This window comes from Spirosoma humi (assembly GCF_054776575.1).
The window spans coordinates 132,741-155,756 of the sequence record NZ_BAAHBR010000017.1 but is presented as its reverse complement, the minus strand read 5'-3'; the positions used below and the strand labels follow the sequence as shown (position 1 = coordinate 155,756).

Below are 23,016 nucleotides of genomic sequence, written 5' to 3'. Positions count from 1 at the left end.
TCATGTCCGCCCGTTTTTCTCTGGTTTCTCTCCGTTTTTTTGTCCGGTATCTGCCTTGCTTCGGGCTGCTCTTCCTGGCGCTGACCAGTTCCCGGTCGGTTCAGACCAGCGATCAGGTTCCGCCCCCACGTAACTGGACGCAGCTTCGGGCGCAATTTGCGAAGCCTTCGGCGGCTTACGGTTCCGGTCCGCTGTTCGTCTGGAACGATCAGATGCGAAAAGGCCAGCTCGATACCTTGCTGAACGAGTTGCATGGGGCCGGTTTTGGGGGCGTATTTGTCCATCCGCGTCCGGGACTCGTTACCGAATACCTGTCTGACCAGTGGTTTGACCTGTACGCCCATACCCTCAAACGCTGTCAGGAACTGGGCATGGAAGTCTGGATTTATGACGAAAATTCGTACCCCAGTGGCTTCGCGGGTGGGCATGTGCCGGACCAGTTTCCCGAATCGTACAACGAAGGACAGGGGTTGTATTTTGTAAAAGCCAACCTACTCCCTGACTCCGTGGCCAAAGCCGCTGCGATTTTGAAACAGGCGCAGAACGGCTGGACCGACATCACCACGCAATGGCAGCAGGCACAGGGTAAGCAGGGATCGTACGCCATTTTCTGGAAAACAGTGTATGACAAATCGCCCTGGTACGGCGGCTTCTCGTACGTCGATCTACTGAAACCGGGCGTAACCGAGAAGTTTATCGACGTCACCATGACCCGGGGTTACGAGAAACGATTCAGGAACGAGTTGGGTAAACGCATTCGGGGGATCTTCACCGATGAACCGCATATCGGTGCCCCCCGCGGTAATCAGGTCCGCTGGACGCCCGATCTGTTCCAGCAGTTCAGACAGCGCTGGGGGTACGACTTACAACCCCACCTGCCTGCCCTTTGGGAAGAGGTCGGCGACTGGCGAAAAGTCCGGCACAATTACTACCAGACGCTGTTGCAGCTTTTTATCGACCGCTGGGCCAGGCCCTGGTACACGTATTGCGAAAAGCGTAATCTGGAGTGGACCGGCCACTACTGGGAACACGAATGGCCCAAACCCGACAACGGTGGCGACAACATGGCGATGTACGCCTGGCACCAGCGCCCCGCCATCGATATGCTGTTCAACCAGTTCGACGAGGAGAGCAACCACGCGCAGTTTGGCAACATCCGGGCGGTGAAAGAACTGGGCAGTGTGGCCAACCAGCTCGGCAAAACCCGCACGCTCAGTGAAACGTACGGCGGTGGCGGCTGGGAAGATCGCTTCCAGGATTTTAAACGCCTGGGCGACTGGGAGTATGTGCTGGGCGTCAATTACCTGAATCAACACCTCTCCTACGCGACCATCAAAGGGGCTCGCAAGTATGATTATCCACCCTCCTTTTCCTACCATTCGCCCTGGTGGCCGTACTATCGCCAACTCAACGACTATTACCGGCGCTTGTCGCTGGCGCTCTCGTCGGGCTACCAGTACAACAGGGTGCTGGTGCTGGAACCAACCACCACCGCCTGGCTCTATTACGCCCGGCAGGGAAAAAACGAGACCATGGAAGCAATCGGGCTGGAATTTCAGCGGTTCGTTACGGCGCTCGAAAAGCAGCAGGTTGAGTATGATTTAGGTTCGGAAACTATCATCAGCGATCACGGTTCGGTGGTTGGCAGGGGCTTCCGGGTCGGGCAGCGGACGTACGATGTCGTGGTGTTGCCCCCCCGGCTCGAAAACCTGGATCAGAAAACCGCCGATTTACTAAAGCAATATGCTGCTGCCGGTGGCAATGTACTGGACTACAGCCAGTGGAAACGCATTGACGGTCAGGCGGTCGGAGCGGAAAAACTGGCCCCGTCTGCTGCCAACTGGCGACGGTTTGATCGCTGGGCGACGACGACGCTTCGTCAGCAGTTCCCCAACCCCGACTGGCAGGTTGAACAACTGTCAGAACGCGGCAAATTTTACCACCAGCGCCGACTGCTGGAGGATGGGCAATTGTTGTTTTGTGTTAACTCGGACCTGACCGACTCAACGCGCTGCGCTTTGCGGGTAAACGGGAAATCGGTCTACGAAATGGATTTGTTTACCGGTTCTATTCGCCCGTTTCCGTTTCGGCAGCAGGCCGATGGGGTGCGCCTTATTGTGTCGCTGCCCTCCGTGGGTAGCAAACTTCTGTTTATCAGCAACAAGTCGAACAAAACGTCCCCCGTTCTGGCAAAGACGTTGCGCTTTCGGGAGGTTCCGACGCCGGTAACAGTCGTCAAACCAAGCGAGGCCAATGTGCTGACCATTGACTTCTGCGATGTGACCATGGGCGATACGACCCGGAAGGATTTGCAGGTTTACGCGGCCACAGACTGGGTGTTCAAGCGCCACGGCCTGAAAGACGGAAACCCCTGGAATACCTCTGTTCAGTACAAAAAAAATACACTGGCAAAAGACACGTTCGGACCACAAACCGGCTACCGGGCAACTTACCGATTTACCGTAGAAGGCCAGCAAAATTGGCAAAACTGGGAAGCGGTTATCGAGAGCAACGATGTGCAGAAAACCGTTCGCGTAAACGGGCAGGTGGTTCAGCCGAAAGCAGGAAGCTGGTGGCTGGATCGTTCGTTCCGGGTTTATCCGATTGGAACGGCGGTTCGGGCGGGGACAAACGAGGTGGAGATTACTGTGAGCCCCATGCGCATTTTCGCCGAAATCGAGCCGGTTTATATTCGGGGCGATTTTGGTCTGCAATCGGCGGTCAAAGGCTGGACCCTCGTTCCCGCCCAGCCTCTCACGCTCGGTAGCTGGAAAAACCAGGGTTATCCATTTTACAGCAACTCGGTTGATTATACCCAGACCTACACGCTGACCACCCCCCAAAAAACGACCTATCAGCTTCGTCTGGATGGCTGGGCCGGAACCACGGCGGAGGTCCGGGTCAACGGGTCGTCGGCGGGGCTGGTGGCCTTTCCGCCCTACGTGCTGACCTTGACCAACCTGCGTTCGGGGCAGAATACGATTACGGTTCGGGTGGTGGGCAGCAATAAAAACCTGCTGGGTCCGCACCACAAAAATCCGGCACCGGGTCTGGTTTCACCCTGGCTTTTCCGGGGCGTCGCGACCTATCCCCCCGGCAACGACTACCAGCAACTGGATTATGGCTTGTTCAAACCGTTCCGGTTGTTCGCTGCGGCTCCCTGACTAAAAGGATACATCGGACATGCACTCATTCAGGCCATATCCTCCACCGGCATCACGCAGAACGAGTTGGCCCACCGGTTGACGGTACACCCAGGGGTGATCAACCAACTAGGCCGGGAGAACCGACAGGCCAGCGATGAACTGGTTAACCAACTGGCCTCAGCGCTGGATTGCGAGGGCAAGATTACTGTTGAGTTTGTAAAAAAGCTACCTTACTAGCGGAGTGTTCGCAATGAACAGGCTACGCGGCTCCTTAATCACTGCCTCCGAATGTACTTGTCCTCACGAGGCCGTTCCGTTCCCTTACTTTACCGTCGATTTTTACGCAAAGAATGGAAGGAAGGCGGTTTCCGACTCAGTAATCTAGCGTATACATGACTACTACCAACACTACCGAACCCTGGCAACCCCTGACAACCCCCGGCCCCGCTTCGCAGTGGATTACCGGCCTCGATGAACAATTGACCAACGCCCAACCGAGGGCCGACCTTTCCTTACCCGTTGGTCGGGGCGGTTGGCAGACTGCTCTGACAGCCAATTCCTTCTGGTTGCTGGGCCTGTTCGGCGAGGGGTGCAACCTGGCCATCCGTACCTGTTTTGACCCGCAGGGCCTCCAGACCGTTACACCGGGCAAACAAACAGCAACCACTATAAGCTATCAGATTGACGGATCGCTGGGAACGTTTTCGGTCCGGGTGGAGTGGTTCGAGGGGGTACCGGCCCTATTCCGGTACACCACGTCGCTGGAGCCCCGGCAGCCCTTCAGCGTCCAGGCGTTTCCGCGCGATCTGTATCTGCTGGACGAGAAGTACCGGCCCGCTCCCGAGGGAATGGTATACGTGGCGCAGGATGGTCCTACCTCCGGGCTGGCCTACCTAACCGTTACCCAGCCTGCCACGGGCTCGCTTCTTTATTTCCAGAACCTGACGGCTCTCAACGACTACTGCCAGTCGACCGGTGCCGAGCCTGGTGGCTCGGTGGCCGTGCAGTGGCCCGAAGCCGGGTTTATGCTGCCGGTGGGTACAGAACCCTTACCAGCGGGCAAAGCGGTAGTTCTGTCGGATGCGTTTCTCTGGCTGAACGACACCCGGCTAGACAACGAATTTATGGCTGCCGATCAATTCATTGAGGCCATGGCCGGCATATACCGGCAGTTACCCAAACCCGCAACGACGTATTACGACTGGCCGAAAGCGGCCCAAAAGACGATTAAGGCCCTGACAGAATCGCCCGATTGCGGCCGAACCATAAAGCAGCATTTTTATGTAAACGCCTACGTCGACTCGACGGATAAGCCACCCGAAAGCATGGTGCAATTAGCCATTCTGGTTCCCCTCTGGGAATATCAGACGTGGCTGGGGCAACCTATATCGTTGGTAGAACATTTGAAGTCGAGCATGCCGCAATTTTACGTCCAAAATATGGGCACGATCGTTCGGTGGCTCCCTGGCGAACAGTTTAAAAAAGCGGAGAAAAGCGAGGAGGAAGATCCCAAAAAAATTGACTCTTGGTATCTGCTGCATAGTTTGATGAATCTGGGGCGACTGGCTGAGAAAGGGAATCTCGACGCGAAAGAAATGCTGTTTCAGTCGATTGATTTTGTTATCCAGGCCGCACACCATTTCGACTACAACTGGCCGGTTTTCTACGATAGCCGGTCGCTGGATGTGGTGAAGGCCGAAACGAGCGAAGGCAAAGGGGGCGAACTGGATGTGGCGGGGCTATACACCCATGTGATGCTCCAGACCTACGAACTGTCTAAGGACCAACGCTATCTCAACGAGGCCACAGCGTCGGCTCAGCGGCTGCGGGGTAAAGGGTTTGAGTTGCTTTATCAGTCCAACATTACTATGATGAGCGCTTTGTCGCTGGTTAAGTTATGGAGACTGACGGGCAACCGGCTCTATAGGAACCTTAGCCAGCTCAGCATCGCCAACGTGCTGACCCGCCTGTGGATGTGGGAATGCAACTTCGGGTTCGGGCCTGGATACAGCACATTTATGGGTCTAGGCCCACTGAAAGGAGCCGACTACTTAGCTCCTTACGAAGAAGCCGAAGTAATCGCCACGATGCTGGCGTACCTCAAAGAAATGGGGTCGGACACATCGGATGCGGTACGGCTGCTGCTTAGCGAATACATGAAGTACCTACTCCACCGGGGCCGGTTTTATTTCCCAACCGAGCTACCATCGGAGATGATCAGCCAGCAACCCCGCGAAGGCCGTATTCAGGCCGATCTGCCTATTCCGCTGGAAGACATACCGATGGGCAACAAACAGGCTGGTTCGGTGGGGCAGGAAGTATATGGAGGGGCGTTGGCGTATATCCTGACGACCTACGCCTACAAACGGTTCGGGGAAGTACCCGTGGTGGTGTTCAGCGAATACCCCATTGGTCAGTCCGAATACGAACTCATGGCCGACGGCAGTGGTAAAGCCTATTACCAACTAACCGGTCACACTGACATTGACTGTCAGGTGCGGTTGCTGGCCCGCGAACGTCACCTGCCGTCAGAACTGCACCTGTCGGACGACGACGATCTGTCAGGTGAACCCCTACGCCCCCTGGAACAGGACAACCAGCAACAGGTCTACCAGGTACGGGGCAATATGCGACTGCGGATCGACTGGCATCCGAAACCCAGAAAGAACAAATCCTAATTCCGTTTCACCAATAAAAAATCTGCAGTATGGGCATGGAATCAGTAACCTCACGATTGTTCGTAAACTCCATGACCCGCCGACGGCCATCGTCCGTTTGGGTGTTTACTACCGCATCGGCATCGAGTTCCTTCTATCCGAGAAGCTTGCCAAGCTCAAAACCGCGAGATGACCGTTAAACGGACTGAACGGTCAAGCGAAGTCAACATCTTCAGTCTGCACATACAGGGGCTCAGTGGCCCGGTAGCTGGTAATAAATCGGGCTGTCAAACCCTGCCTGCAAGCCTGAGGTTGGGTAGTACATCGTTCGTTTTTTACAGGTATGCAGCAATCTCAGCCACACAAACCCAGGCTTTATGTAGGCACTTACTCGGTTCGGGACAGCAAAGGCATTTACGTATTTACCTTCGACCCCGAAGAGGGTACCGTTGAACTCCAGCAGACTGTCGACGCGGGCAAGAGTCCTTCTTTTCTGGCAATTCACCCGTCAGGTCAGTACCTGTATGCGGTCAATGAAGACGACGAGCAGGGCGAAGAGCGGTCCGGAAGCATCAACGCTTACGCCATCGATCCGCTATCGGGCCAGTTGACCTTCCTGAATCAACAACTCACGCAGGGGCAGGCTCCCTGCCACGTCAGCCTTGACCGAAGCGGTAAACTGGCTTTCGTTTCCAACTACGGCAGCGGTAGTCTGGTAGTACTCCCCATTTTAGAGAACGGTTGGCTGGGTGACGTTTCCCAGTTGATCAAGCATACGGGCAAAGGTGTCAACCCTGAGCGGCAGGCTGTTCCACACGTTCACTCCGCCCTTGTGTCGGCCGATAATCGATTGCTTTATGTGTCGAACCTGGGGACGGACAAGGTGTATATTTACCAGATCGATGAACAGCAAGGTACGCTTACCACCCCTTCAGCAACGCCTTATCTACAGGTCTCTGCCGGTTCTGGTCCCCGTTTGCTAGCCGTTCATCCCCAGGATGAGTGGCTCTACAGCATTAAAGAAATGAGTTCGACCGTGACCAGGTTCCGGCGCAATCGCCAGACCAATAAGGTCGCGTTAGTCGAAGACGATGTGCCTTTTCTATCAGAAACCTATTCGGGTGAGCGCTCCGGCGGTGACATTCACCTGGACGCCCAGGGTCAGTGTCTTTACGTAACGAATCGGGGAAACAACACGCTGGCTACTTTTTCAATAGAAGCCGACGGTACGCTAACGCATCGTGATCTGCAATACACCGGCGGGAATGAACCCCGAAATTTTCTGATTGATGAACCCAGTCAGTATGTGCTGATTGGCCATCAGCAATCCGACATGATCACGATCTTTAAGCGCGATGCAGACAGTGGAAAACTGAGCGCTACAGGCAATCAGATAGCTATTCCCGCGCCCGTGTGTCTGTTGATGCATCGGTAAGCTCAGGGGAGACGTTGCCCTTTACCACGTCCTGACTCTGATAAGGCTTAGGGTTGCAAAGGGGTTGTCATATCTGAGTCACGCACGAGCAGTAGGTACTGAAAATAGCTGGTCATTGGCAGAGCAGGATTAAATTCCAGCTTTTGCGGCATAGCAGCCCCGTATGTAATGCGAATGGGCATCTGGCGGGCGAAAGAGCCCGGCCGATCCAGGGCAAAGAGAGTTACGGAGTGTGGATTCGTGATGGGTCGTATCGTAGCGATACCTTCCGATTTCATCAAATCGCTGTCATTGTTAAACTTGTCGACCCGCGTAAACGCTTTGCCTTTATCCTGCAAAAAGGGCGGCATAAACCTGGTGGGGGTCATGGTATAGCTATCCAGATAGCTGAACGTGATCGAGACGATTTTGTCGTGCAAATACAAATCGGACTCTTTTACCTGACAGGCAAACGGTTTGACCCCAACTTTCAAAGGACTTTGCAGCACATGGAAAAAGCCCCAGAAACCGTATAGTTTTTCCTGCTTAAGACTGGGTAGAATCGCTTTGAAGTTGGTGAAAATAGTTACCTCACGACTCCTGATGGCCTTCAAATAGACCACATTGGCCAACAGGTGGTGAAGCGCTTCGGCGTCCTTGCCCCAAAATGCAGTAGTAGCCGCGTCATTCGATGCCCAGTTGGCGAGCCACGTCAGGGCCGTACCGGCGGCCACACTGTCTGGCCGGTTAGCGGCTAACTGCGCGATCAGCGAATCGGCCAGCGGCTGCGCGAACGGGCTGCGTTCGTGTTTGCCGAGCAACGCCGACAGGTGTTCAGCCACCAGGGTCTTGTCCTGAATCCGGTCGATGCCAACAAACTGAATCTGACGATTTTGGGGTAAGGTCTGGTTTAAGTCGCGGATGGCTTCAATTTTATGCCGATACTCTTTGTTAGCCCATTGAGCCTGCTGCACCACCCAGAGCCGAAAAACTTTTGTCAGTGTGGCCTGATTTCCCGTTGCCAGGTACTGATTTAGGTAATAGGCCTGACTGGCATCAACTTCGGCAATGTAATACCGAACGCCAACACGCTTGTTGAGGTGAGTCAGGAAGCGTAGATCTACCTCCTGGGGCTTCGCGACGCCGTGCGATTCGCCCAGCAGAAAGAGTTGGTTCTGATAGAAGGCTTCATCGAACAGGTGAAATTCATCCGCTTTACCGGTTAAAATTTCTTCATGGGCCAGACGGGCATAGTTGACCGAATCCATTTGGGCAGTTGCCAGACTACGGATCGCGAACACGAGAGCCAGACAGAAAACGATACGGAGTGAAATGGACATGGTAAGATGGGGCAGGAAAAGACTGATTAAGCGTGCTTGATGGATAGGGGTCTCTTAGTGGATGGCCACCAGACGGGCAGGGCCACTTACGGGCTGCTGCGTGGACAGTGTCACCGAATGCGTCGTCACCTCGACACCATTGGTTATCCGTACCTGATAAGACCCGTCGGGCAAATCACTCAATGTCAGCCGTAGACGGGCCATCGTCTCTCTTTTGGCCACCCGCTGGGCAAACAACACTTTGCCCTCGGCATTTACCAACTGAATATCGACCACGCCCGTCGCTTCTTTATCCAGAGCGATCTGCAGTTTGCCTTCCGCCGTGGTGTACATACCCGTTTTGTAGCTGGCTACCGTGACAGGGCGTTCAGCAGGGTTGGTGTCGGCTAAGGCAGCCTGGAACGTAGCGATGGTTAGGGAAAAGGCAATAACGAGGGGATTGATGAGCGCTTTCATGATGTATGTGCTTTATGATTAATGATCTATTTTGATAGATCAAAGGTCGGCACACAGACCAGCAAGCCCTGTCACAAATGAGTCAATCGCTGGCACTTTTGGGAATCGCGATGGAATGATGCCTAACGAGGCTATGGCTGGGGGCCAATCTTCACTAAAACTGCCTTTGCCGGACGAATGCTGATTCAGGACAGCGCGAAATCAGGTAGCCGTAAATCTGTGCTATTCTTCCGCTCAAACGAGCTATTTCTTCGCCGGTATACCCTGCACCTTTGTGCTATCAAACTGATCTAAAAATCAGTCAAACCAAAAAAAACACAGTCATGTCAAAAGTAATTTTTATCACCGGTGCATCGAGAGGATTTGGTAAACTTTGGGCAGAAGCCTTTTTGAAACGGGGTGACAAAGTAGCCGCCACCGCCCGCAATCTAACCGCCCTGGACGATTTGGTTGCCGAATACGGAACCAACATTCTGCCCGTACAACTGGACGTAACCGATCGCGATGCCGTCAACAAAGCCGTCAACGAGGTAGCCGCCCAGTTGGGAAAAATCGATATCCTGATCAATAATGCGGGATATGGTTTGTTTGGTACTGTAGAAGAAACCACCGAAGAACAGGCAAGGGCACAAATGGAAACTAATTTCTTTGGACTGCTGTGGGTTACCCAGGCGGTATTGCCAGTAATGCGCGCCCAGAAAAGCGGCCATATCATTCAGGTGTCCAGCTTTTTGGGCCTCACCACCTTACCCATGCTTGGCCTTTACAACGCATCCAAATTTGCCGTAGAAGGGTTAAGCGAAACCATCGCCAGCGAAGTAGCGCATCTGGGAATCAATTTTACACTCATTGAGCCTAATGGATACGCTACGGAATGGGCTGGCAATTCGGCTATCCAGACCACCGCCGATATCGACGATTACGCACCGGTACGGGCCGCTTTTTCTGAAGCAGGTGAAAACCCGGAGGGCTGGGGCAAACCAGAAGCCACCGTTGCAGCCATCCTGAAGGTGGTCGATAGTCCGAAACCACCCTTACGATTATTGCTGGGGAAAGTTGCCTACCAGGGCATGCACCAGGTATACACGCAGCGCCTGAAAGACATCGACGACTGGAAGGCCGTGAGCCTGGCCGCCCACGGACATTAAGTAGCCTCGAATACGCTAAAAGAGAAGCGGTTAAAGTAGTAGATTTGAACGCAACTTCACTGGTTTCCCCTAAAATGCCTGGTCATGAAACATTACAAAGCACTCAGCGATCTGCACAAAGGCAACGGCTGGCCTCCACCCGAACACCCGCTTCTCAGCGTCATCGAATGCCAGAACAACTGTACGCTGGGCGACCGGGAATTTACCAGCGACTGCTATATGATCGGCTTCAAAAAAATAAAAGCGGGGGTTATTCTTTACGGCCGAACCCAGTACGACCACTCGAATGGTTCGATGATGTTTGTGAAGCCCCGGCAGATTATCGAGATGAAGAATCTGGAATTCGAAGAGAAAGGGTTCATGCTGCTCATACACGAAGACTACCTGAGCGGGCACGAGTTGCACCACGTTATGCCTCAATACGGTTACTTTGATTATGAAATCAACGAAGCTCTCCATCTTTCGCCAAAAGAAGAAGCGGTCATCTGGGAATTGTACGACAAGATAAAATTGGAATACGATAACAACCCCGACGAGTATAGCCGGGAAATTATCTTAAGCCATGTTGGGTCGGTGTTGATGTATTCGCAACGTTTTTACAAAAGGCAGTTCATCAACCGTACTGCCATGTCGGGGAAAACGGTGACCCGGTTTAACGATGCGTTAGGTGACTATTACGGCAAGGGGTATTTGCAAACCAAAGGATTGCCTTCGGTGAATCATATTGCTGAGGAATTGAATGTATCGTCTCGCTATCTGAGCGATCTGCTCAAACAGGAAACCGGAAAAACGGCCATGGACCTGATTCATATTTCGCTGATTTCAGAAGCGAAAAACCGATTAAGGGAAGGTCGCCGGGGGGTGGCTGAAATAGCGTATGAACTTGGCTTTGAAAATAGTTCTTACTTCACCCGCTTGTTCAAAAAGCAGACCGGCATGAAGCCGCTGGAATTCAAAAAATTGAGCCTGAACTAGTTTTTTTCTGTCATTCCGACGGTAGGAGGAATCTTAAACTTGCTTAATCGTAGAGTTTAAGATTCCTCCTACCGTCGGAATGACAGAAAAACCATCTAATTCGACTAGAAAAAAAAGTTTAAATAGCATTCTGGTAGATTAACCCTGTCACTGTTTATAGTAGCCCCAAACTTCCCGACTCTCAATTACGGGCTTCGACACGACGACGGGCACCACAATTTCCTGTAAAACCGTGCGCCCATCGAAACGCTCGGGAGCCAGCGTGTTTATCGGGACATGAGCCGGTTCCTCGTCTTTCGTATTGGTATACGTAAAGGCGACAGGTAAGATGTAGCTGCCAGCGAACGCAGGTTTTACACTGGCCAGATTTAGTAACACCTGCTTAACTGTTTTATCAAAGTCAAACCCAATATTGTCGGGACTCAATAGGCTAACGTTGGTTAGATGGCCGTCCTGATTGACATCGAAACCCGCATAGACCCGTCCGTAGACGCCCTGGTTCCAGGCCCTGTTTGGGTACTTAAGTTCATTATGAAGAAACGCCCTAAAAGCCGCATCCCGGCTCAGGGAGGGCTTGTCAACGTCCGCAATGGCTGTCAGCGAATCGTAATATGCCAGCACGTTGGCAACTTCATCACTCGTGAATTTTTTCTGAGGGAATCGGGCAATGATCTCTTCCGAATGCTCATATAAGATATCTGCCAGCGAGCTCTTTGATAAGGTTGTTAGTTGGGGTTGTGCATCTCCTTTACGAATGTAATAGCGTTCCTGGGTTTGATAATACCCATCGAACAGGCCACTTTTCTCATAGCCGTTCCGAACCGACTTGGCCACCAGTCGACGGGTCAGGCTTTTTAATAATTTGGTTTGATGACCATTGATCACGGTAGCATACGACTGGTAGTCAATACCGAGCACCTTGGTTGGCTGTTTGACAAACCGAATGCCATTCATGGTGAATGCATACGGCTTGACAGCCGTGGCCGCTACATCTTTATCAAACTGGCACATGATTTTATTGTCCACCAAATTATAGGCCAGTACGCACTTGATTTCCTTGCCGGCCTGATCGAGTTGAATTGTACCTTCCTGCCAGGCCGGAAAGGAAAAGTATTCACTACCCAGGTAACTGATCTGTTTGTGGGCCGACATTGCTAACCGATTCGGGACTTCGGCGCTGTACAGCTCACAGGTCGTTATGATTTGACCATAACTGTCTTTGGAGATAACACACTGTCCCGCAGCAGTCAGCGAACAAGTGAATAGAGTGCAGAAAAGTAGTAAAAATCGCGACATAGCATTGGCTAGAAATGGATGGATAATCAGCAAGTGAAAAACGTCTCCCCTCGCCAATATACCAATAAAGTTATATTTTTTCACAAATACTTATTAATTATCACGTACGTACCGTGGCTGTTGCTCAGACTGATGTATTCTTACCCATATGCAACGTTTTGGCTTGCCTTTGCTCATAAAAAAAGGGGTAAGAACAGCCGTGTCCTTACCCCGATCTTTGCCGTATATGCCGACTCTGATCTCTACTCAAATCGTGCTCATACGGCTACGTGCTGACGGCGATAGCTAAACAGAAATGGAGTATTTCTAGTACAGTCGTGATTAGTTGTACGAAGCGTATGGAAGGCTGGCGTCTGCCTTATATACATCTGTAGTCATTTGGTTTTGTCGGTCGGGACTGTACGCAAAATCGTACGATCAATGTAAAACGTACCAAATGGTATTAGACAAGCCAGCAGTACTTTCCAGGTCGTTGTGCTGAACCGCCAATGTTGTTCAATACCCACCTGTAGCGTATTCAGGACGAACAGCAGAAAAAGCACCCCGTGCACAGGCCCTATCATCTTGACTAAGGCGGGGTTACCAAAAGCGTATTTGAGCGGAACGGCAATACCGAGCAAAGCCAGCAGGGAAACGCCTTCTAGGAAGCCGATTATGCGGAGTCGACCCACACTGGAGTTTAGTAAATTTTTCATTGGTTTTAGAATCTAAAGTAAGGACGATTGGCAAAGGGTGAAAATGGCCACGGGATGGCTAAAAAGATGATGATCAACCCCGCCGAAAACCAGAAAAGCATGGTGCGAAACTTTAATCGATCCTCGGACTGGCGTTTCGCCATCGCTGACCCGACCGTAATCAGCACGACAGCGAGTAACATCAGGCTAATATGGACAAGGCCAAAGAAAGCCAACGGCCCACGAGCCTGAATCCCCTGCTGTCGAAACGCCTGGACCACAGGGCTAATCATGTACAGCGAGAACCCAAACACCAGTTGCAGGTGAACCAGGGTAGCTGTCCAATGCCGAACGGAGTTGTCCGTTGGCGTGAAGGCCAGTCGGGCGGTATAGCCCTGGTAAGCCCGGACGATGGCATAAAGCAGGCTGACCAGTACTGCCCAGCGAAACAGCGAATGCAGAATGAGTAGAATGGAATACATAGACTAGAAATAATAGGGGCAAAAACGTACTAATCGGTATGTTTTTAGACAAAAAAATTACACTAACTCATTGAGATACCGCTTTAACTCGTTCAAATAAACGGAGTAGCAACCGGCGCCGAATAGCTTACCCATATTTCGGATGCCGCTATAGCCAGCCAGAACAAAGTCGGCCACGGCATTCGGGTCTACGTCGCTGCGAATGTTGCCGATCATTTGCCCCCGCTGAAAGCTGCTTTGTACCGCCCCTAAACACTGATTCATCAGGGCATACAGCGCTTTTGACATCAAATCGTCACCGGTAGTGGCCAGTTCGCTCACCAGGTTGACAGCCGGACAGCCATACTGAACCTGAAAAAACGGAGCCTTCAGCAACAGGTGTTCCATCATGTCGTAGATGACCTGGGCAGGGTAAGTTGCATTGGCCAGCGGTTTAACGAAACTTTCCTCCATGGCGGGCTTGATTACTTCCTGAATCAGGGCCAATCCCATTTCCTCTTTCGTCTTAAAATGATAAAAGAAGGCCCCCTTCGTCACGTTGGTTGTGGCAATGATCGTATCGACACTAGTCAACTGAAAGCCGTTTTGGTAAATCAACTCGAACGCTTTCAGCAGGATGGTCTGGCGGGTGAGCGCAGCTTTTGACATAATAGCAGTGACTCCACGAAGTACTCATTAGACGCACAAACATACTATCTGGTATGTTTTTACGCAAACCAAAATCGATATATTCTAAAAAACGGGCAAGCAAGGGTTGACTACATTAAGTAACGAGACTAATAATCAGACATATACCAATCACATTCTAGTTCAATAGCACTTTGCTCGTATAGCTCCATCAACTAATTGGCCACGTCATAAGCTATATTCAGGCATCCTATCGTTTCTAATTAGGTGACAGCCGCGTAGTTGACCAGACGCGATTGATTTACGTGAAAGGAATGTCCTGGCGACTTCTATCTGAGTACTTAGTTTTACAATCAGCGATGAACGTAGCAGAAAATATTGCCTTAGCCAGCCTGGCTGGTTGGCTGCTGATCGGTTTAAGTCTACCGGTCTCCAGTCCTCAACGAACTACTGTCCTTGAGCCAGTGAGCTACTCGATGGACATTGTGCCTACTGCGGACTTACTTACCCAAAAGGAAGCCATCCTGGCCGCTACCAACCAGCAGCGAGCGCGTAAACGCTTACCAATTCTGAAGCAGGAGGCCAGGCTGATGCAAGCGGCTCAAGAGTACGCTGAACTCATGGCAGCCAAAGACCAGATGAGCCATACGCTGAACGGGTTAACACTGCCCGCAAAAGCCAAACGCGTTGGCTATTCCTTCCGGGTATTGAGTGAAAACGTTGCCCTCAACACCCGCCTGGATGGCCGATCGGTGGTTATCGACCAATGGATGGAGTCGAAAGGGCACCGGGAAAACATATTGACAAAAGACATAACAGATATTGGCATTGGCATTGCCGGTCCCAGCAAACAGAACCGGTATTACTATTGCCAACTATTCGGTGCCCAACTGTGAAAAACCGGCTGACTCACCATAAATCACCACAAATTGGCCTGGTTCGAAAGGCCGGAAAACCGGCGATCGAACCAGGCGACAGCTAAAAGGGCGGTATTGTCAGCAACAGAAGGTTTCTTGTATCAGACCGGATACTGCCATTCACCCCGATAAGCCCGGCTTAACAGCTTATTGGCTTCAGGATCGTTCGAAATACCTGTTCCGTCCCAGGCGACACTTCGGCCCAGCTTCATAGACAGCATACCCAGCAGAGCCATATTGGTGGAACGATGACCGATCTCGATGTCACAAACGGGTAATTTGTTGCTTTTGATACTGCTGAGAAAGTCGGCCCACAAAAGAGCAATATTCTGATCGTCGGGTTTATCCAGTTGTGCATCCTGGTGAATAACCGGCTTTTTGGGGTCTGAAGGGTAAAATGTCCAACCGTCGAGCCAACCCATGTGAAACGTGCCTTCCGTTCCGTAGAAATACACCCCGACCGCCTGCTGTGGATGCGTTTTCTCGGCCGCGTTGCCGGCAAAATTTCGTTGCTCCCATATAGCTGTAAAGTTCTCGAACTCATAGGTAGCGACCTGGTGATCGGGGGCGTCGGTACTGTCTTTTCGGATTGGCCGTCCACCCGTCGAGTAAATTTTGCGCGGGTGTTTTTCGTCTGTGCACCACAGTATCTGATCGAGCCAGTGAATGCCCCAGTCGCCGAGGGTCCCGTTGGCATAGTCCAGAAAATTACGCCAGCCTCTTGGGTGCATGGCCGGGTTGTAGGCTCGCAGGGGGGCTGGTCCACACCACATGTTCCAGTCCATTTCTTTGGGCGCTTCAGCATCGGGTGTAGGCTGTCCTGCACCACCAGGGTAATACACGAACGCCCGCGCCATACCAATCTGACCCGCTTTTCCCGACTGTAAAAACTCTCTGCCGGATACATTGTGGGGCGACACTCGCCGGTGCATCCCAACCTGACAGATACGACCTGTTTGCCGGGCCGTTTTCACCATCGCTTTCCCTTCGTTGATCGTATGGCTGATCGGCTTTTCCACGTATACATGGGCCCCGGCTTTCATGGCTTCGATGGCTACAAGTGGATGCCAGTGATCAGGGGTGGCAACAATGACAATTTCGGGCTTCTCGGTAGCGATCATCTCGCGGTAGTCCCGGTATAACTTCGGTTTATCGGCGGTCAGTTTGCTGAGTTCCTCGCTCGTCTTTTTCAACTGGCGGGTATCCACGTCGCAAAGCGCGACAATTTTCGACTCACCCGCCTGTACGGCGCAACGCAGAATATTACCACCCCACCAGCCAGCGCCAACAACAGCCGTTCGGTATTTCTGAGCGGCCTTACGGGTAATAAAGGCCCGTACGTCGACAGGATCGGTAATGAGCGCGGCTCCGGCAAGCGCAGACGTCTTCAAGAAATCAGTACGATTCATCAGGTAAGAAAGAGTAGACGGTTTAACGTTGAGACAACTCTTCGTGCGTCTCTACCCAATCAAAGCATCATCGACCCGATATTTACCATCATTGTCCTATAGTAGCCAGCAGTGGCTTACCCGCCAGGGCCTGCATCAGCAGGCCGGTGAGCAGGACAACGTAAATGACCGATGCCAGCATAACATGACGCGGGCGACGGGCGACGTAGTAGCCAAATAAGGGAATCAACTGCAGGGCATGCATCCCGAAAAAGTGGGCAATGCGCAGATCGCCGTAACGGGTACTCCAGTTGAGGACTGGCAAGCCTGGTCCGCCATCGGGGGCACCTACCGTATGAGCCAGTCGGCCCGCCATCATAAATCCCTGAAACGAAAAAAGAACAAACACCAGAATACCGAGCCGGATGGCCCACAGATAAGACGCCGATAAGCCAGCGGGCCGCTGCACCATGAAGAGATAGCCCATGTAGGCATTCCACAGCGTGATAACGGTAATGATGATTCCCATAATCGAAAACAACAGCCCATTGATGCGAGAGGATATGTTGAAGTGGGATAACTGCCCATGACTGGCCTGCCAGAGAACAATGACCAGTTCGAGGGACATACCAATTACAATTGCCCAGGCATATGTTTGGGCGGCCCGCTGTTGCCGAAGTAGCCCGACATACCAGCCCATTGTCCAGGTGAAAACCCAGATCGACACGAAAAATTTGGCGGGTTTTATGAAGGCATTGACGCCCATTACCTGCTGGGTTGTCGCTAGGGACAGACCGATACAGACAACACAACCGATCAGGCAAACTAAGCCGTACGCGTACAGAACAACGCTTCGGCGCTTAAGGGTCGACAGGAAATCACTCATTGACCTTGGTCATTAAGGTAAAGGCTAGTTAATCAGGCGATACGGTTCGGGTTCGGACCGTACGAATTATCCAGTACAACAGCAAGCCTACCGGCCCCAGCATAAAGCAGAAAAACAGCGGAAGCACAACCAACCAATGCGGAATGGCTTGCTTCTGCGAATCACGTACCACCACCGTACCCGCCACTAAGTCGAACGCGAGGTAATGCACCCAACCGGCCAGCATGACCCCGTCTCCCCCCTGGGCGAATAATTTTTTTACGCCTGCCAATGTACCAAAAGCGCCAAAATCAACTGGGCCACCCCTGAACAAATAAAGTACATAGATGATGGCCAGACAAACCGGAATCAGGTAAGAATTCATCAGCCATCGGGTCACAAACCAGCGTGGTGCCAGAATCATGAGCAACCACTGCGGCAGTACGATCGTACTCGCCAGACTAAAAACGGCTTCGGGAGACATAGGAGTCGGGCTGGTTTGTCGTTTATTTTTCTACCTTCGCCTGGCTCAAAACGCGGAGCAAATTACCGCCCCAGATCTTGGCAATATCGGCTTCGGAATAGTTTCGGCGTACCAGTTCGACCGTCAGATTTTCGATTTCACTCACATCTTCGAGGCCGTTTACGCCCCCGCCCCCATCGAAATCTGAGCCGATTCCCACATGGTCGATACCGACCAGCTTAACGATGTGGTCAATATGATCGACAATATCAGACAGGCTGGCTCGCTCCGACGCGTATACTTTGGAAACCGAGTCGCTCATGGCCGTCAGGCGGGCTTCCATTTCGGGCGTTACCACTTTCCCGACCCGCGCCATCCGAACTTTGGTCTTGGCAGCCCGGTTGGCATCCGATGGCTTCTTCAAATAATCACTCACGAAATTTACCTGTACCACTCCCCCTTTGGCGGCAATAGCCTTGATCATATCGTCGGTCATGTTACGGGGAAAATCGCAGAGGGCGCGGCAATTGGAGTGCGACGCGATAACGGGGGCCTTTGACAACGCCAAGGCATCATAAAAGGTACTGTCAGCCACGTGCGACACATCGATCAGGATACCCAGCCGATTCATTTCCGGAACGACCTGTTTGCCAAAGTCGCTCAAGCCGCCATAAATCGGGCCATCGGGATCGGTCGATGAATCGCCGATGAGGTTATTGGCGAAGTGCGTCAAAGTCATGTAACGGCAACCCAGATCATAATACGTCTTGAGCATCGACAGGTCGTTACCAACCGGGTAGCCATTTTCCATACCGATAAACACCGCTCGCTTACCCGCCTTTTTTATCCGGTAGGCATCGGCTGGCGTAGTAGCCAGTTCGGCCATATCCGGGTGTTTTTTCAGAGCCTGATGAATCAGATCAAACTGGTTCAGCGCATTCCGTTTAGCCTCGGCATGGCCTTCGTCGGTGCGTGGCCCCTGCGAGGTGTACACCGCAAAAAACATGGCGTCCATACTTCCCTTCTTCATACGGGGAAAATCAATCTGCGACCCGTCACGTTTGGTATCGTGCGAAGCGCCTACATCAAAACCCGGCTTCTGCATCATAATCGGTGCATCGGCGTGGGTATCGAGCGTTAAAACATGCTGGTGGATCTTGCGGGCTTTTTTGGTTAGCTTATCGTCATCGCCGGGCGAGTGAACCGTAAACGTACTCAACACAAGTGCGGTCGACAGGAAAAGAGGGAGCATAGAGAATCAGGTTGTTGCGAAAAAAGACATTCTCTCGAAACTACACATTGCCCGCTGGAATATCAAACTTTCGGCTGAAACGTGCTGTTATCCCACTACCTTTGCACTTCTAGTTTAGAATGATAGAGTGATTGAATGAGTGAATAGCTGACACCCAATTTATTCAATCATTCAATCACTCTATTATTCAATCATTCAACCATGTCCGTCGTACCGTACAAAGATAAAGACACCTCCAAGCGGGAACAGGTCGCTGAAATGTTCGACAGTATTTCGCCGAAATACGATTTGCTGAACCACGTTCTGAGTGGTGGAATAGACATTCTGTGGCGCAAACGAGCCATTCGTGAACTGAAGAAAGCATCCACTCAATCGCCCAGGCGTATTCTTGATATAGCGACTGGCACTGGTGATTTTGCGCTGGAAGCCCTGGCCCTGAAACCGGAGAAAGTCGTTGGCATGGACATTTCGGAAGGGATGCTGGCCGTTGGCCGAGACAAGATGAAAAAACGTGGTGTCGACCAGATCATCGAAATGCGGTCGGGTGATTCAGAAGGATTGCCCCTGCCAGACAATGATTTCGACGCTGTCATCGTTGCATTTGGTGTGCGCAATTTCGAGAACCTGCTTAAAGGGCTGACCGATATGCACCGTGTTACACGCCCCGGTGGTGTGTGCGTGGTCCTGGAGTTCTCGAACCCGCGCCAGTTCCCGTTTAAACAACTATACGGTTTTTACTCCCGTACCATCCTGCCCCTCATTGGGCGCGTAGTGAGCAAAGACTCGTCGGCCTATACCTACCTGCCCGAATCGGTGCAGGCTTTCCCCGACGGTCCCGACTTCCTGCGAATCTATGAGAAGGCCGGATTCAAAAACACCAAATGGATACCGCTTACCTTCGGCGTTGCGTCAATTTATATCGGCCACAAGCTGGCTTAACCAGTCCGGGCCAGACCCCCGCAGGCCAGCCTATGATAAACTTTACTGCCCGATTACCGGTTCGGCTTGCGCTGGTTGCGTTGCTCTGTAGTTTCGTCTCGATCAGGACACAGGCGCAAAGCAACTACAAATACGTTCGTAAACACCTCGAACGCTACGACGACAAAACGATCCATTATGGCTTCTTTTTTGCCATGCCCGTTACCCGTTTTAGCGTAACGTACAGCCCGGCGTTTCTAACAGCCGACTCGGCCTCCCGAATTTATTCGCCCAACAAACCGGCGTTTCGCGTTGGCTTTGTCGTCAACACGTATTTAAGCAAGCATTTCGATTTGCGGCTGACCCCTTCAGTGTCGTTGTTCAGCCGCGAAGTCCAGTACGATTATCCGGGAGGCACCTCCAGAACAGAAGTCCGCGAATCGACCTGGATTGACTTGCCGCTTCTGGTCAAGTACAAATCGGAACGACGCAACAACAGCCGGATGTATTTGCTGGCGGGGGGGGCGTTCAGCATCGAGAGTAACGTACGTAAGAAGGAGACGCAGGGCGTCAATAAGCTTAGCACAGGCACGATGGATTTCGCGGTTGAATACGGGATTGGTTTCGAGCAGTTTTTCGAGTATTTCAAGTTTGCACCCGAACTCCGATTCTCGCACGGCCTAGTCAACCTTTATCGACCTACCAACAATGTAGCCGGTATTGGTATCAATCGGCTCACCACACACTCGGTAACCTTGTACCTAAATTTCGAATAAAACGAATACCCTTGTCAATCAGGCAATTGAAAAAAAGTTTAACTTTTTTTACTCCCAGGCTTGCATAAAGGCAATTTAGGCCCTTATATTTGCACTCCCAAACGACGACAATCGAAGAGGGAAAACGAAGAAAAGGGAGTTTAGCTCAGCTGGTTCAGAGCATCTGCCTTACAAGCAGAGGGTCGGCGGTTCGAACCCGTCAACTCCCACCCTAGCGAAAAGGCACTTATCAGAAATGGTAAGTGCCTTTTCGTTTCTACTAACGCCTGTACCTTATGCCGATTGATTCGGATAAATTAGTTCATTGCGCATCGCCCATTAAACGTCGGTCTATTTCTAGCAAGAAACTAGTCAACTTCAGGTTGTAGACTACTCTGTGGCCATAAGCAGTAACGCTTTTACGTCGGCCACCTGCCCATTCGGGACCGCTCCGGCCTGCAGCAGAATCCGGTGATGGCCCCTGGATAGCTTGAGCTTTCCTAACCCCAGCCAGGCCCAAGTCTTTTCATATACTTCTTTACGTGGAATCCGGTCGGGGCTTGGTTTAAGGGGCGGGTCGAAACTGGTTTGTAGCGTTTGTTGCAGCGTCTTATTACCGGCCCTGATGGTCAGTAGCGTTCCGAGCGCTGCATCCGGAGCGGTGTATTGAAGGCTTAGTGCATACATCCCCGGACGCTCTACAGCCACATCCCACCAAATTGAATCGGCGGGTGACTGCCAATTCACAAGCCAGTCATTGGCCCAGCCGTTGCCCTGCTTATAGCGTACCGTACCCGAAAAATGAGCTTCCGGTGCCTGCAACAACACCCGTCGACCCGCCACTGGCACAGGCCGGGAAGGGCTTATCGTTTGGGAGACCTCCCGGAACCAGCGTTCGTAGGCGGCTTGCAGTGTTTGCACCCGCTGAGGCTGCTGAGAGGATAGATCGGTCGCTTGTGACGGATCGTGAAGCATATCGTACAGGCGGATCTGCTCCTTTTGTCGTACCAGCCGGTATTGAGCCGTACGAACTGCCCCTGGCTCGGCAGGAAGGCCGCCCGCGCTCATCCCGGCCACGTGTGTGAACAACATGCGATCGGGCAGCGTATCCGTCTGGCCAAGCAACAGACCCGTCAGATTACGGCCATCGATCGGGTTAGCAGGTCTAAAGCGCAACCCACACAAGCCGACCAGCGTCGGCAGCAAATCGATGTGGGCTGCATTGGGGCGAATCCGGGTTTGGGCACGTATCTTTCCCGGCCATCGCACGAATAGCGGCACACGTACGCCCCCTTCATCGACCGACCCTTTGATGCCCTTCATCTCGCCATTGAAGCGGTGGCCGTTGGGACCGTTGTCGGTCGCAAATACAACAATCGTGTTTTGGGCTAAACCCAGTTGATCCAGTCTTGCCAGTAAGCGCTGCACGTTATCATCTACGTTTTCAATCATGCCGTAGATGCTGGCTTGCTCATCGTCCAGACCTTTAGCCTTATACTTATCAAAATACCGGTCGGCCACCTGGTGGGGACTGTGGGGAGCATTGAACGGCACATAACAGAAAAAAGGCCGGGATTTATGCTGACTGATAAATGTCAGCGCGGCATCGGTCAGTACGTCGGTGATAAACCCTTTGGTGGCTACCATCCGGTCGTTATGCTGCAAGTCGGTATCGAAGTAATTATTCCAGTGGCCCGCACAAAAGCCCAGAAACTCATCGAATCCCTGACCGTTGGGGTCTTCGGTCGGGTGTTCACCGTTGTGCCATTTGCCAAAACAACCGGTGGCATAGCCATTCTGGCGGAACACCTCGGCCAGAGTGAGTTCAGCACTACGCATGCGCTCCCACCCCTGGGTAACCGAAACCGTACCCGTGCGGAGGTGGTAGCGGCCCGTGAGCAGGCTGGCGCGGGAGGGAGCACAAAGCGGGCTGACGAAAAAGTGCTCGAACTGCGCTCCGCTGCGGGCTAACCGGTCGAGGTTGGGCGTTTCCACAAAGCGATTACCATGTAGGCTCAGGTCACCCCAGCCTTGGTCGTCGGTCAGGATGAACAATACATTGGGTCTGGCATCGGCTGCCGGCGGGCGGGCAGCCGGGGTCCATGCGCTCCAGACGCCGATGACTAATGCAGCCATACCTATCCAAATAGGGGTTTTCATCGCTAAAAAATAATTGGTCGACCCAAACCGGTTCACGACGATTCGGAGGCTAGGGTTTGACCATTAATAAACGAAAATACCCT

The 23,016-nt window shown here is 52.3% G+C and carries 19 protein-coding genes and 1 tRNA gene; 9 read left to right on the top strand and 11 right to left on the bottom strand.

Going from position 1 to position 23,016, the window contains the following annotated elements; all coding sequences use genetic code 11:
- The first annotated feature begins 2 nt into the window (after nucleotides 1-2).
- The 3 genes from ACYU8Y_RS22850 (at nucleotide 3) to ACYU8Y_RS22840 (ending at nucleotide 7,238) form a co-directional block, all read left to right on the top strand.
- A complete protein-coding gene (locus ACYU8Y_RS22850) occupies nucleotides 3-3,164 on the top strand; it encodes a glycosyl hydrolase (protein ID WP_460940455.1) in 3,162 nt (1,053 codons plus the stop codon).
- A 374-nt stretch (nucleotides 3,165-3,538) separates the two neighbouring features.
- The gene (locus ACYU8Y_RS22845) at nucleotides 3,539-5,824 is read left to right on the top strand and encodes a hypothetical protein (protein WP_460940454.1); all 2,286 of its coding nucleotides are present in this window, start codon (nucleotides 3,539-3,541) and stop codon (nucleotides 5,822-5,824) included.
- Nucleotides 5,825-6,146: 322 nt separating this feature from the next.
- Complete coding sequence (locus tag ACYU8Y_RS22840; RefSeq protein WP_460940453.1) at nucleotides 6,147-7,238, top strand: lactonase family protein; 1,092 nt, start codon at nucleotides 6,147-6,149, stop codon at nucleotides 7,236-7,238.
- A 47-nt stretch (nucleotides 7,239-7,285) separates the two neighbouring features.
- Here the strand turns inward: ACYU8Y_RS22840 and ACYU8Y_RS22835 are convergent, their stop codons facing one another.
- A complete protein-coding gene (locus ACYU8Y_RS22835) occupies nucleotides 7,286-8,557 on the bottom strand; it encodes an erythromycin esterase family protein (protein ID WP_460940452.1) in 1,272 nt (423 codons plus the stop codon).
- Between the two features lie 54 nt (nucleotides 8,558-8,611).
- The gene (locus ACYU8Y_RS22830) at nucleotides 8,612-9,013 is read right to left on the bottom strand and encodes a hypothetical protein (RefSeq protein WP_460940451.1); all 402 of its coding nucleotides are present in this window, start codon (nucleotides 9,011-9,013) and stop codon (nucleotides 8,612-8,614) included.
- A 323-nt stretch (nucleotides 9,014-9,336) separates the two neighbouring features.
- Between ACYU8Y_RS22830 and ACYU8Y_RS22825 the strand changes: the two genes are divergently transcribed.
- The gene (locus ACYU8Y_RS22825) at nucleotides 9,337-10,161 is read left to right on the top strand and encodes an oxidoreductase (protein ID WP_460940450.1); all 825 of its coding nucleotides are present in this window, start codon (nucleotides 9,337-9,339) and stop codon (nucleotides 10,159-10,161) included.
- An 84-nt stretch (nucleotides 10,162-10,245) separates the two neighbouring features.
- Complete coding sequence (locus ACYU8Y_RS22820; RefSeq protein ID WP_460940449.1) at nucleotides 10,246-11,136, top strand: helix-turn-helix domain-containing protein; 891 nt, start codon at nucleotides 10,246-10,248, stop codon at nucleotides 11,134-11,136.
- 147 nt (nucleotides 11,137-11,283) lie between these two features.
- Here ACYU8Y_RS22820 and ACYU8Y_RS22815 read toward each other — a convergent pair whose 3' ends face one another.
- The 4 genes from ACYU8Y_RS22815 to ACYU8Y_RS22800 all read right to left on the bottom strand — a co-directional run bounded on the left by ACYU8Y_RS22815 (nucleotide 11,284) and on the right by ACYU8Y_RS22800 (nucleotide 14,236).
- The gene (locus ACYU8Y_RS22815; RefSeq protein WP_460940448.1) at nucleotides 11,284-12,432 is read right to left on the bottom strand and encodes an energy transducer TonB; all 1,149 of its coding nucleotides are present in this window, start codon (nucleotides 12,430-12,432) and stop codon (nucleotides 11,284-11,286) included.
- Between the two features lie 374 nt (nucleotides 12,433-12,806).
- The gene (locus ACYU8Y_RS22810; protein WP_460940447.1) at nucleotides 12,807-13,127 is read right to left on the bottom strand and encodes a DUF3817 domain-containing protein; all 321 of its coding nucleotides are present in this window, start codon (nucleotides 13,125-13,127) and stop codon (nucleotides 12,807-12,809) included.
- Between the two features lie 5 nt (nucleotides 13,128-13,132).
- A complete protein-coding gene (locus tag ACYU8Y_RS22805; protein WP_460940446.1) occupies nucleotides 13,133-13,588 on the bottom strand; it encodes a hypothetical protein in 456 nt (151 codons plus the stop codon).
- Between the two features lie 57 nt (nucleotides 13,589-13,645).
- Nucleotides 13,646-14,236, bottom strand: a complete 591-nt coding sequence (locus ACYU8Y_RS22800) for a TetR family transcriptional regulator (RefSeq protein ID WP_460940444.1) — start codon at nucleotides 14,234-14,236, stop codon at nucleotides 13,646-13,648.
- A 338-nt stretch (nucleotides 14,237-14,574) separates the two neighbouring features.
- Here ACYU8Y_RS22800 and ACYU8Y_RS22795 point away from each other — a divergent pair, with 338 nt between their 5' ends.
- A complete protein-coding gene (locus ACYU8Y_RS22795; RefSeq protein ID WP_460940442.1) occupies nucleotides 14,575-15,111 on the top strand; it encodes a CAP domain-containing protein in 537 nt (178 codons plus the stop codon).
- A gap of 122 nt (nucleotides 15,112-15,233) precedes the next feature.
- On the opposite strand, the gene ACYU8Y_RS22790 is transcribed toward ACYU8Y_RS22795, so the two are convergent.
- The 4 genes from ACYU8Y_RS22790 to ACYU8Y_RS22775 form a co-directional block, all read right to left on the bottom strand.
- Nucleotides 15,234-16,541 (bottom strand): Gfo/Idh/MocA family protein, encoded by a 1,308-nt coding sequence (locus ACYU8Y_RS22790; protein WP_460940441.1) that lies wholly within the window; start codon nucleotides 16,539-16,541, stop codon nucleotides 15,234-15,236.
- A gap of 88 nt (nucleotides 16,542-16,629) precedes the next feature.
- On the bottom strand, nucleotides 16,630-17,406 hold the full coding sequence (locus ACYU8Y_RS22785) for a hypothetical protein (RefSeq protein ID WP_460940440.1): 777 nt from the start codon (nucleotides 17,404-17,406) through the stop codon (nucleotides 16,630-16,632).
- Nucleotides 17,407-17,434: 28 nt separating this feature from the next.
- Nucleotides 17,435-17,869 (bottom strand): ABA4-like family protein, encoded by a 435-nt coding sequence (locus ACYU8Y_RS22780; RefSeq protein ID WP_460940439.1) that lies wholly within the window; start codon nucleotides 17,867-17,869, stop codon nucleotides 17,435-17,437.
- A gap of 22 nt (nucleotides 17,870-17,891) precedes the next feature.
- Nucleotides 17,892-19,100, bottom strand: a complete 1,209-nt coding sequence (locus ACYU8Y_RS22775; RefSeq protein WP_460940438.1) for a dipeptidase — start codon at nucleotides 19,098-19,100, stop codon at nucleotides 17,892-17,894.
- Nucleotides 19,101-19,301: 201 nt separating this feature from the next.
- Here ACYU8Y_RS22775 and ubiE point away from each other — a divergent pair, with 201 nt between their 5' ends.
- The 3 genes from ubiE (at nucleotide 19,302) to ACYU8Y_RS22760 (ending at nucleotide 21,003) form a co-directional block, all read left to right on the top strand.
- Nucleotides 19,302-20,039: a bifunctional demethylmenaquinone methyltransferase/2-methoxy-6-polyprenyl-1,4-benzoquinol methylase UbiE gene (gene ubiE, locus ACYU8Y_RS22770; protein ID WP_460940437.1), complete on the top strand. Its 738-nt coding sequence runs from the start codon at nucleotides 19,302-19,304 to the stop codon at nucleotides 20,037-20,039.
- Nucleotides 20,040-20,071: 32 nt separating this feature from the next.
- Nucleotides 20,072-20,794, top strand: coding sequence for a type IX secretion/gliding motility protein PorT/SprT (gene porT / locus ACYU8Y_RS22765; RefSeq protein WP_460940436.1), 723 nt, complete (start codon nucleotides 20,072-20,074; stop codon nucleotides 20,792-20,794).
- 134 nt (nucleotides 20,795-20,928) lie between these two features.
- Nucleotides 20,929-21,003 (top strand) — tRNA-Val (locus tag ACYU8Y_RS22760).
- A 160-nt stretch (nucleotides 21,004-21,163) separates the two neighbouring features.
- On the opposite strand, the gene ACYU8Y_RS22755 is transcribed toward ACYU8Y_RS22760, so the two are convergent.
- A complete protein-coding gene (locus ACYU8Y_RS22755; protein ID WP_460940435.1) occupies nucleotides 21,164-22,933 on the bottom strand; it encodes an arylsulfatase in 1,770 nt (589 codons plus the stop codon).
- Nucleotides 22,934-23,016 lie beyond the last annotated feature (83 nt).

Bases quoted from the DNA above. Each gene is read 5' to 3' on its own strand.
- ACYU8Y_RS22850 (WP_460940455.1), top strand. From the start codon at position 3: ATGTCCGCCCGTTTTTCTCTGGTTTCTCTCCGTTTTTTTGTCCGGTAT.
- ACYU8Y_RS22845 (WP_460940454.1), top strand. From the start codon at position 3,539: ATGACTACTACCAACACTACCGAACCCTGGCAACCCCTGACAACCCCC.
- ACYU8Y_RS22840 (WP_460940453.1), top strand. From the start codon at position 6,147: ATGCAGCAATCTCAGCCACACAAACCCAGGCTTTATGTAGGCACTTAC.
- ACYU8Y_RS22835 (WP_460940452.1), bottom strand. From the start codon at position 8,557: ATGTCCATTTCACTCCGTATCGTTTTCTGTCTGGCTCTCGTGTTCGCG.
- ACYU8Y_RS22830 (WP_460940451.1), bottom strand. From the start codon at position 9,013: ATGAAAGCGCTCATCAATCCCCTCGTTATTGCCTTTTCCCTAACCATC.
- ACYU8Y_RS22825 (WP_460940450.1), top strand. From the start codon at position 9,337: ATGTCAAAAGTAATTTTTATCACCGGTGCATCGAGAGGATTTGGTAAA.
- ACYU8Y_RS22820 (WP_460940449.1), top strand. From the start codon at position 10,246: ATGAAACATTACAAAGCACTCAGCGATCTGCACAAAGGCAACGGCTGG.
- ACYU8Y_RS22815 (WP_460940448.1), bottom strand. From the start codon at position 12,432: ATGTCGCGATTTTTACTACTTTTCTGCACTCTATTCACTTGTTCGCTG.
- ACYU8Y_RS22810 (WP_460940447.1), bottom strand. From the start codon at position 13,127: ATGAAAAATTTACTAAACTCCAGTGTGGGTCGACTCCGCATAATCGGC.
- ACYU8Y_RS22805 (WP_460940446.1), bottom strand. From the start codon at position 13,588: ATGTATTCCATTCTACTCATTCTGCATTCGCTGTTTCGCTGGGCAGTA.
- ACYU8Y_RS22800 (WP_460940444.1), bottom strand. From the start codon at position 14,236: ATGTCAAAAGCTGCGCTCACCCGCCAGACCATCCTGCTGAAAGCGTTC.
- ACYU8Y_RS22795 (WP_460940442.1), top strand. From the start codon at position 14,575: ATGAACGTAGCAGAAAATATTGCCTTAGCCAGCCTGGCTGGTTGGCTG.
- ACYU8Y_RS22790 (WP_460940441.1), bottom strand. From the start codon at position 16,541: ATGAATCGTACTGATTTCTTGAAGACGTCTGCGCTTGCCGGAGCCGCG.
- ACYU8Y_RS22785 (WP_460940440.1), bottom strand. From the start codon at position 17,406: ATGAGTGATTTCCTGTCGACCCTTAAGCGCCGAAGCGTTGTTCTGTAC.
- ACYU8Y_RS22780 (WP_460940439.1), bottom strand. From the start codon at position 17,869: ATGTCTCCCGAAGCCGTTTTTAGTCTGGCGAGTACGATCGTACTGCCG.
- ACYU8Y_RS22775 (WP_460940438.1), bottom strand. From the start codon at position 19,100: ATGCTCCCTCTTTTCCTGTCGACCGCACTTGTGTTGAGTACGTTTACG.
- ubiE (WP_460940437.1), top strand. From the start codon at position 19,302: ATGTCCGTCGTACCGTACAAAGATAAAGACACCTCCAAGCGGGAACAG.
- porT (WP_460940436.1), top strand. From the start codon at position 20,072: ATGATAAACTTTACTGCCCGATTACCGGTTCGGCTTGCGCTGGTTGCG.
- ACYU8Y_RS22755 (WP_460940435.1), bottom strand. From the start codon at position 22,933: ATGAAAACCCCTATTTGGATAGGTATGGCTGCATTAGTCATCGGCGTC.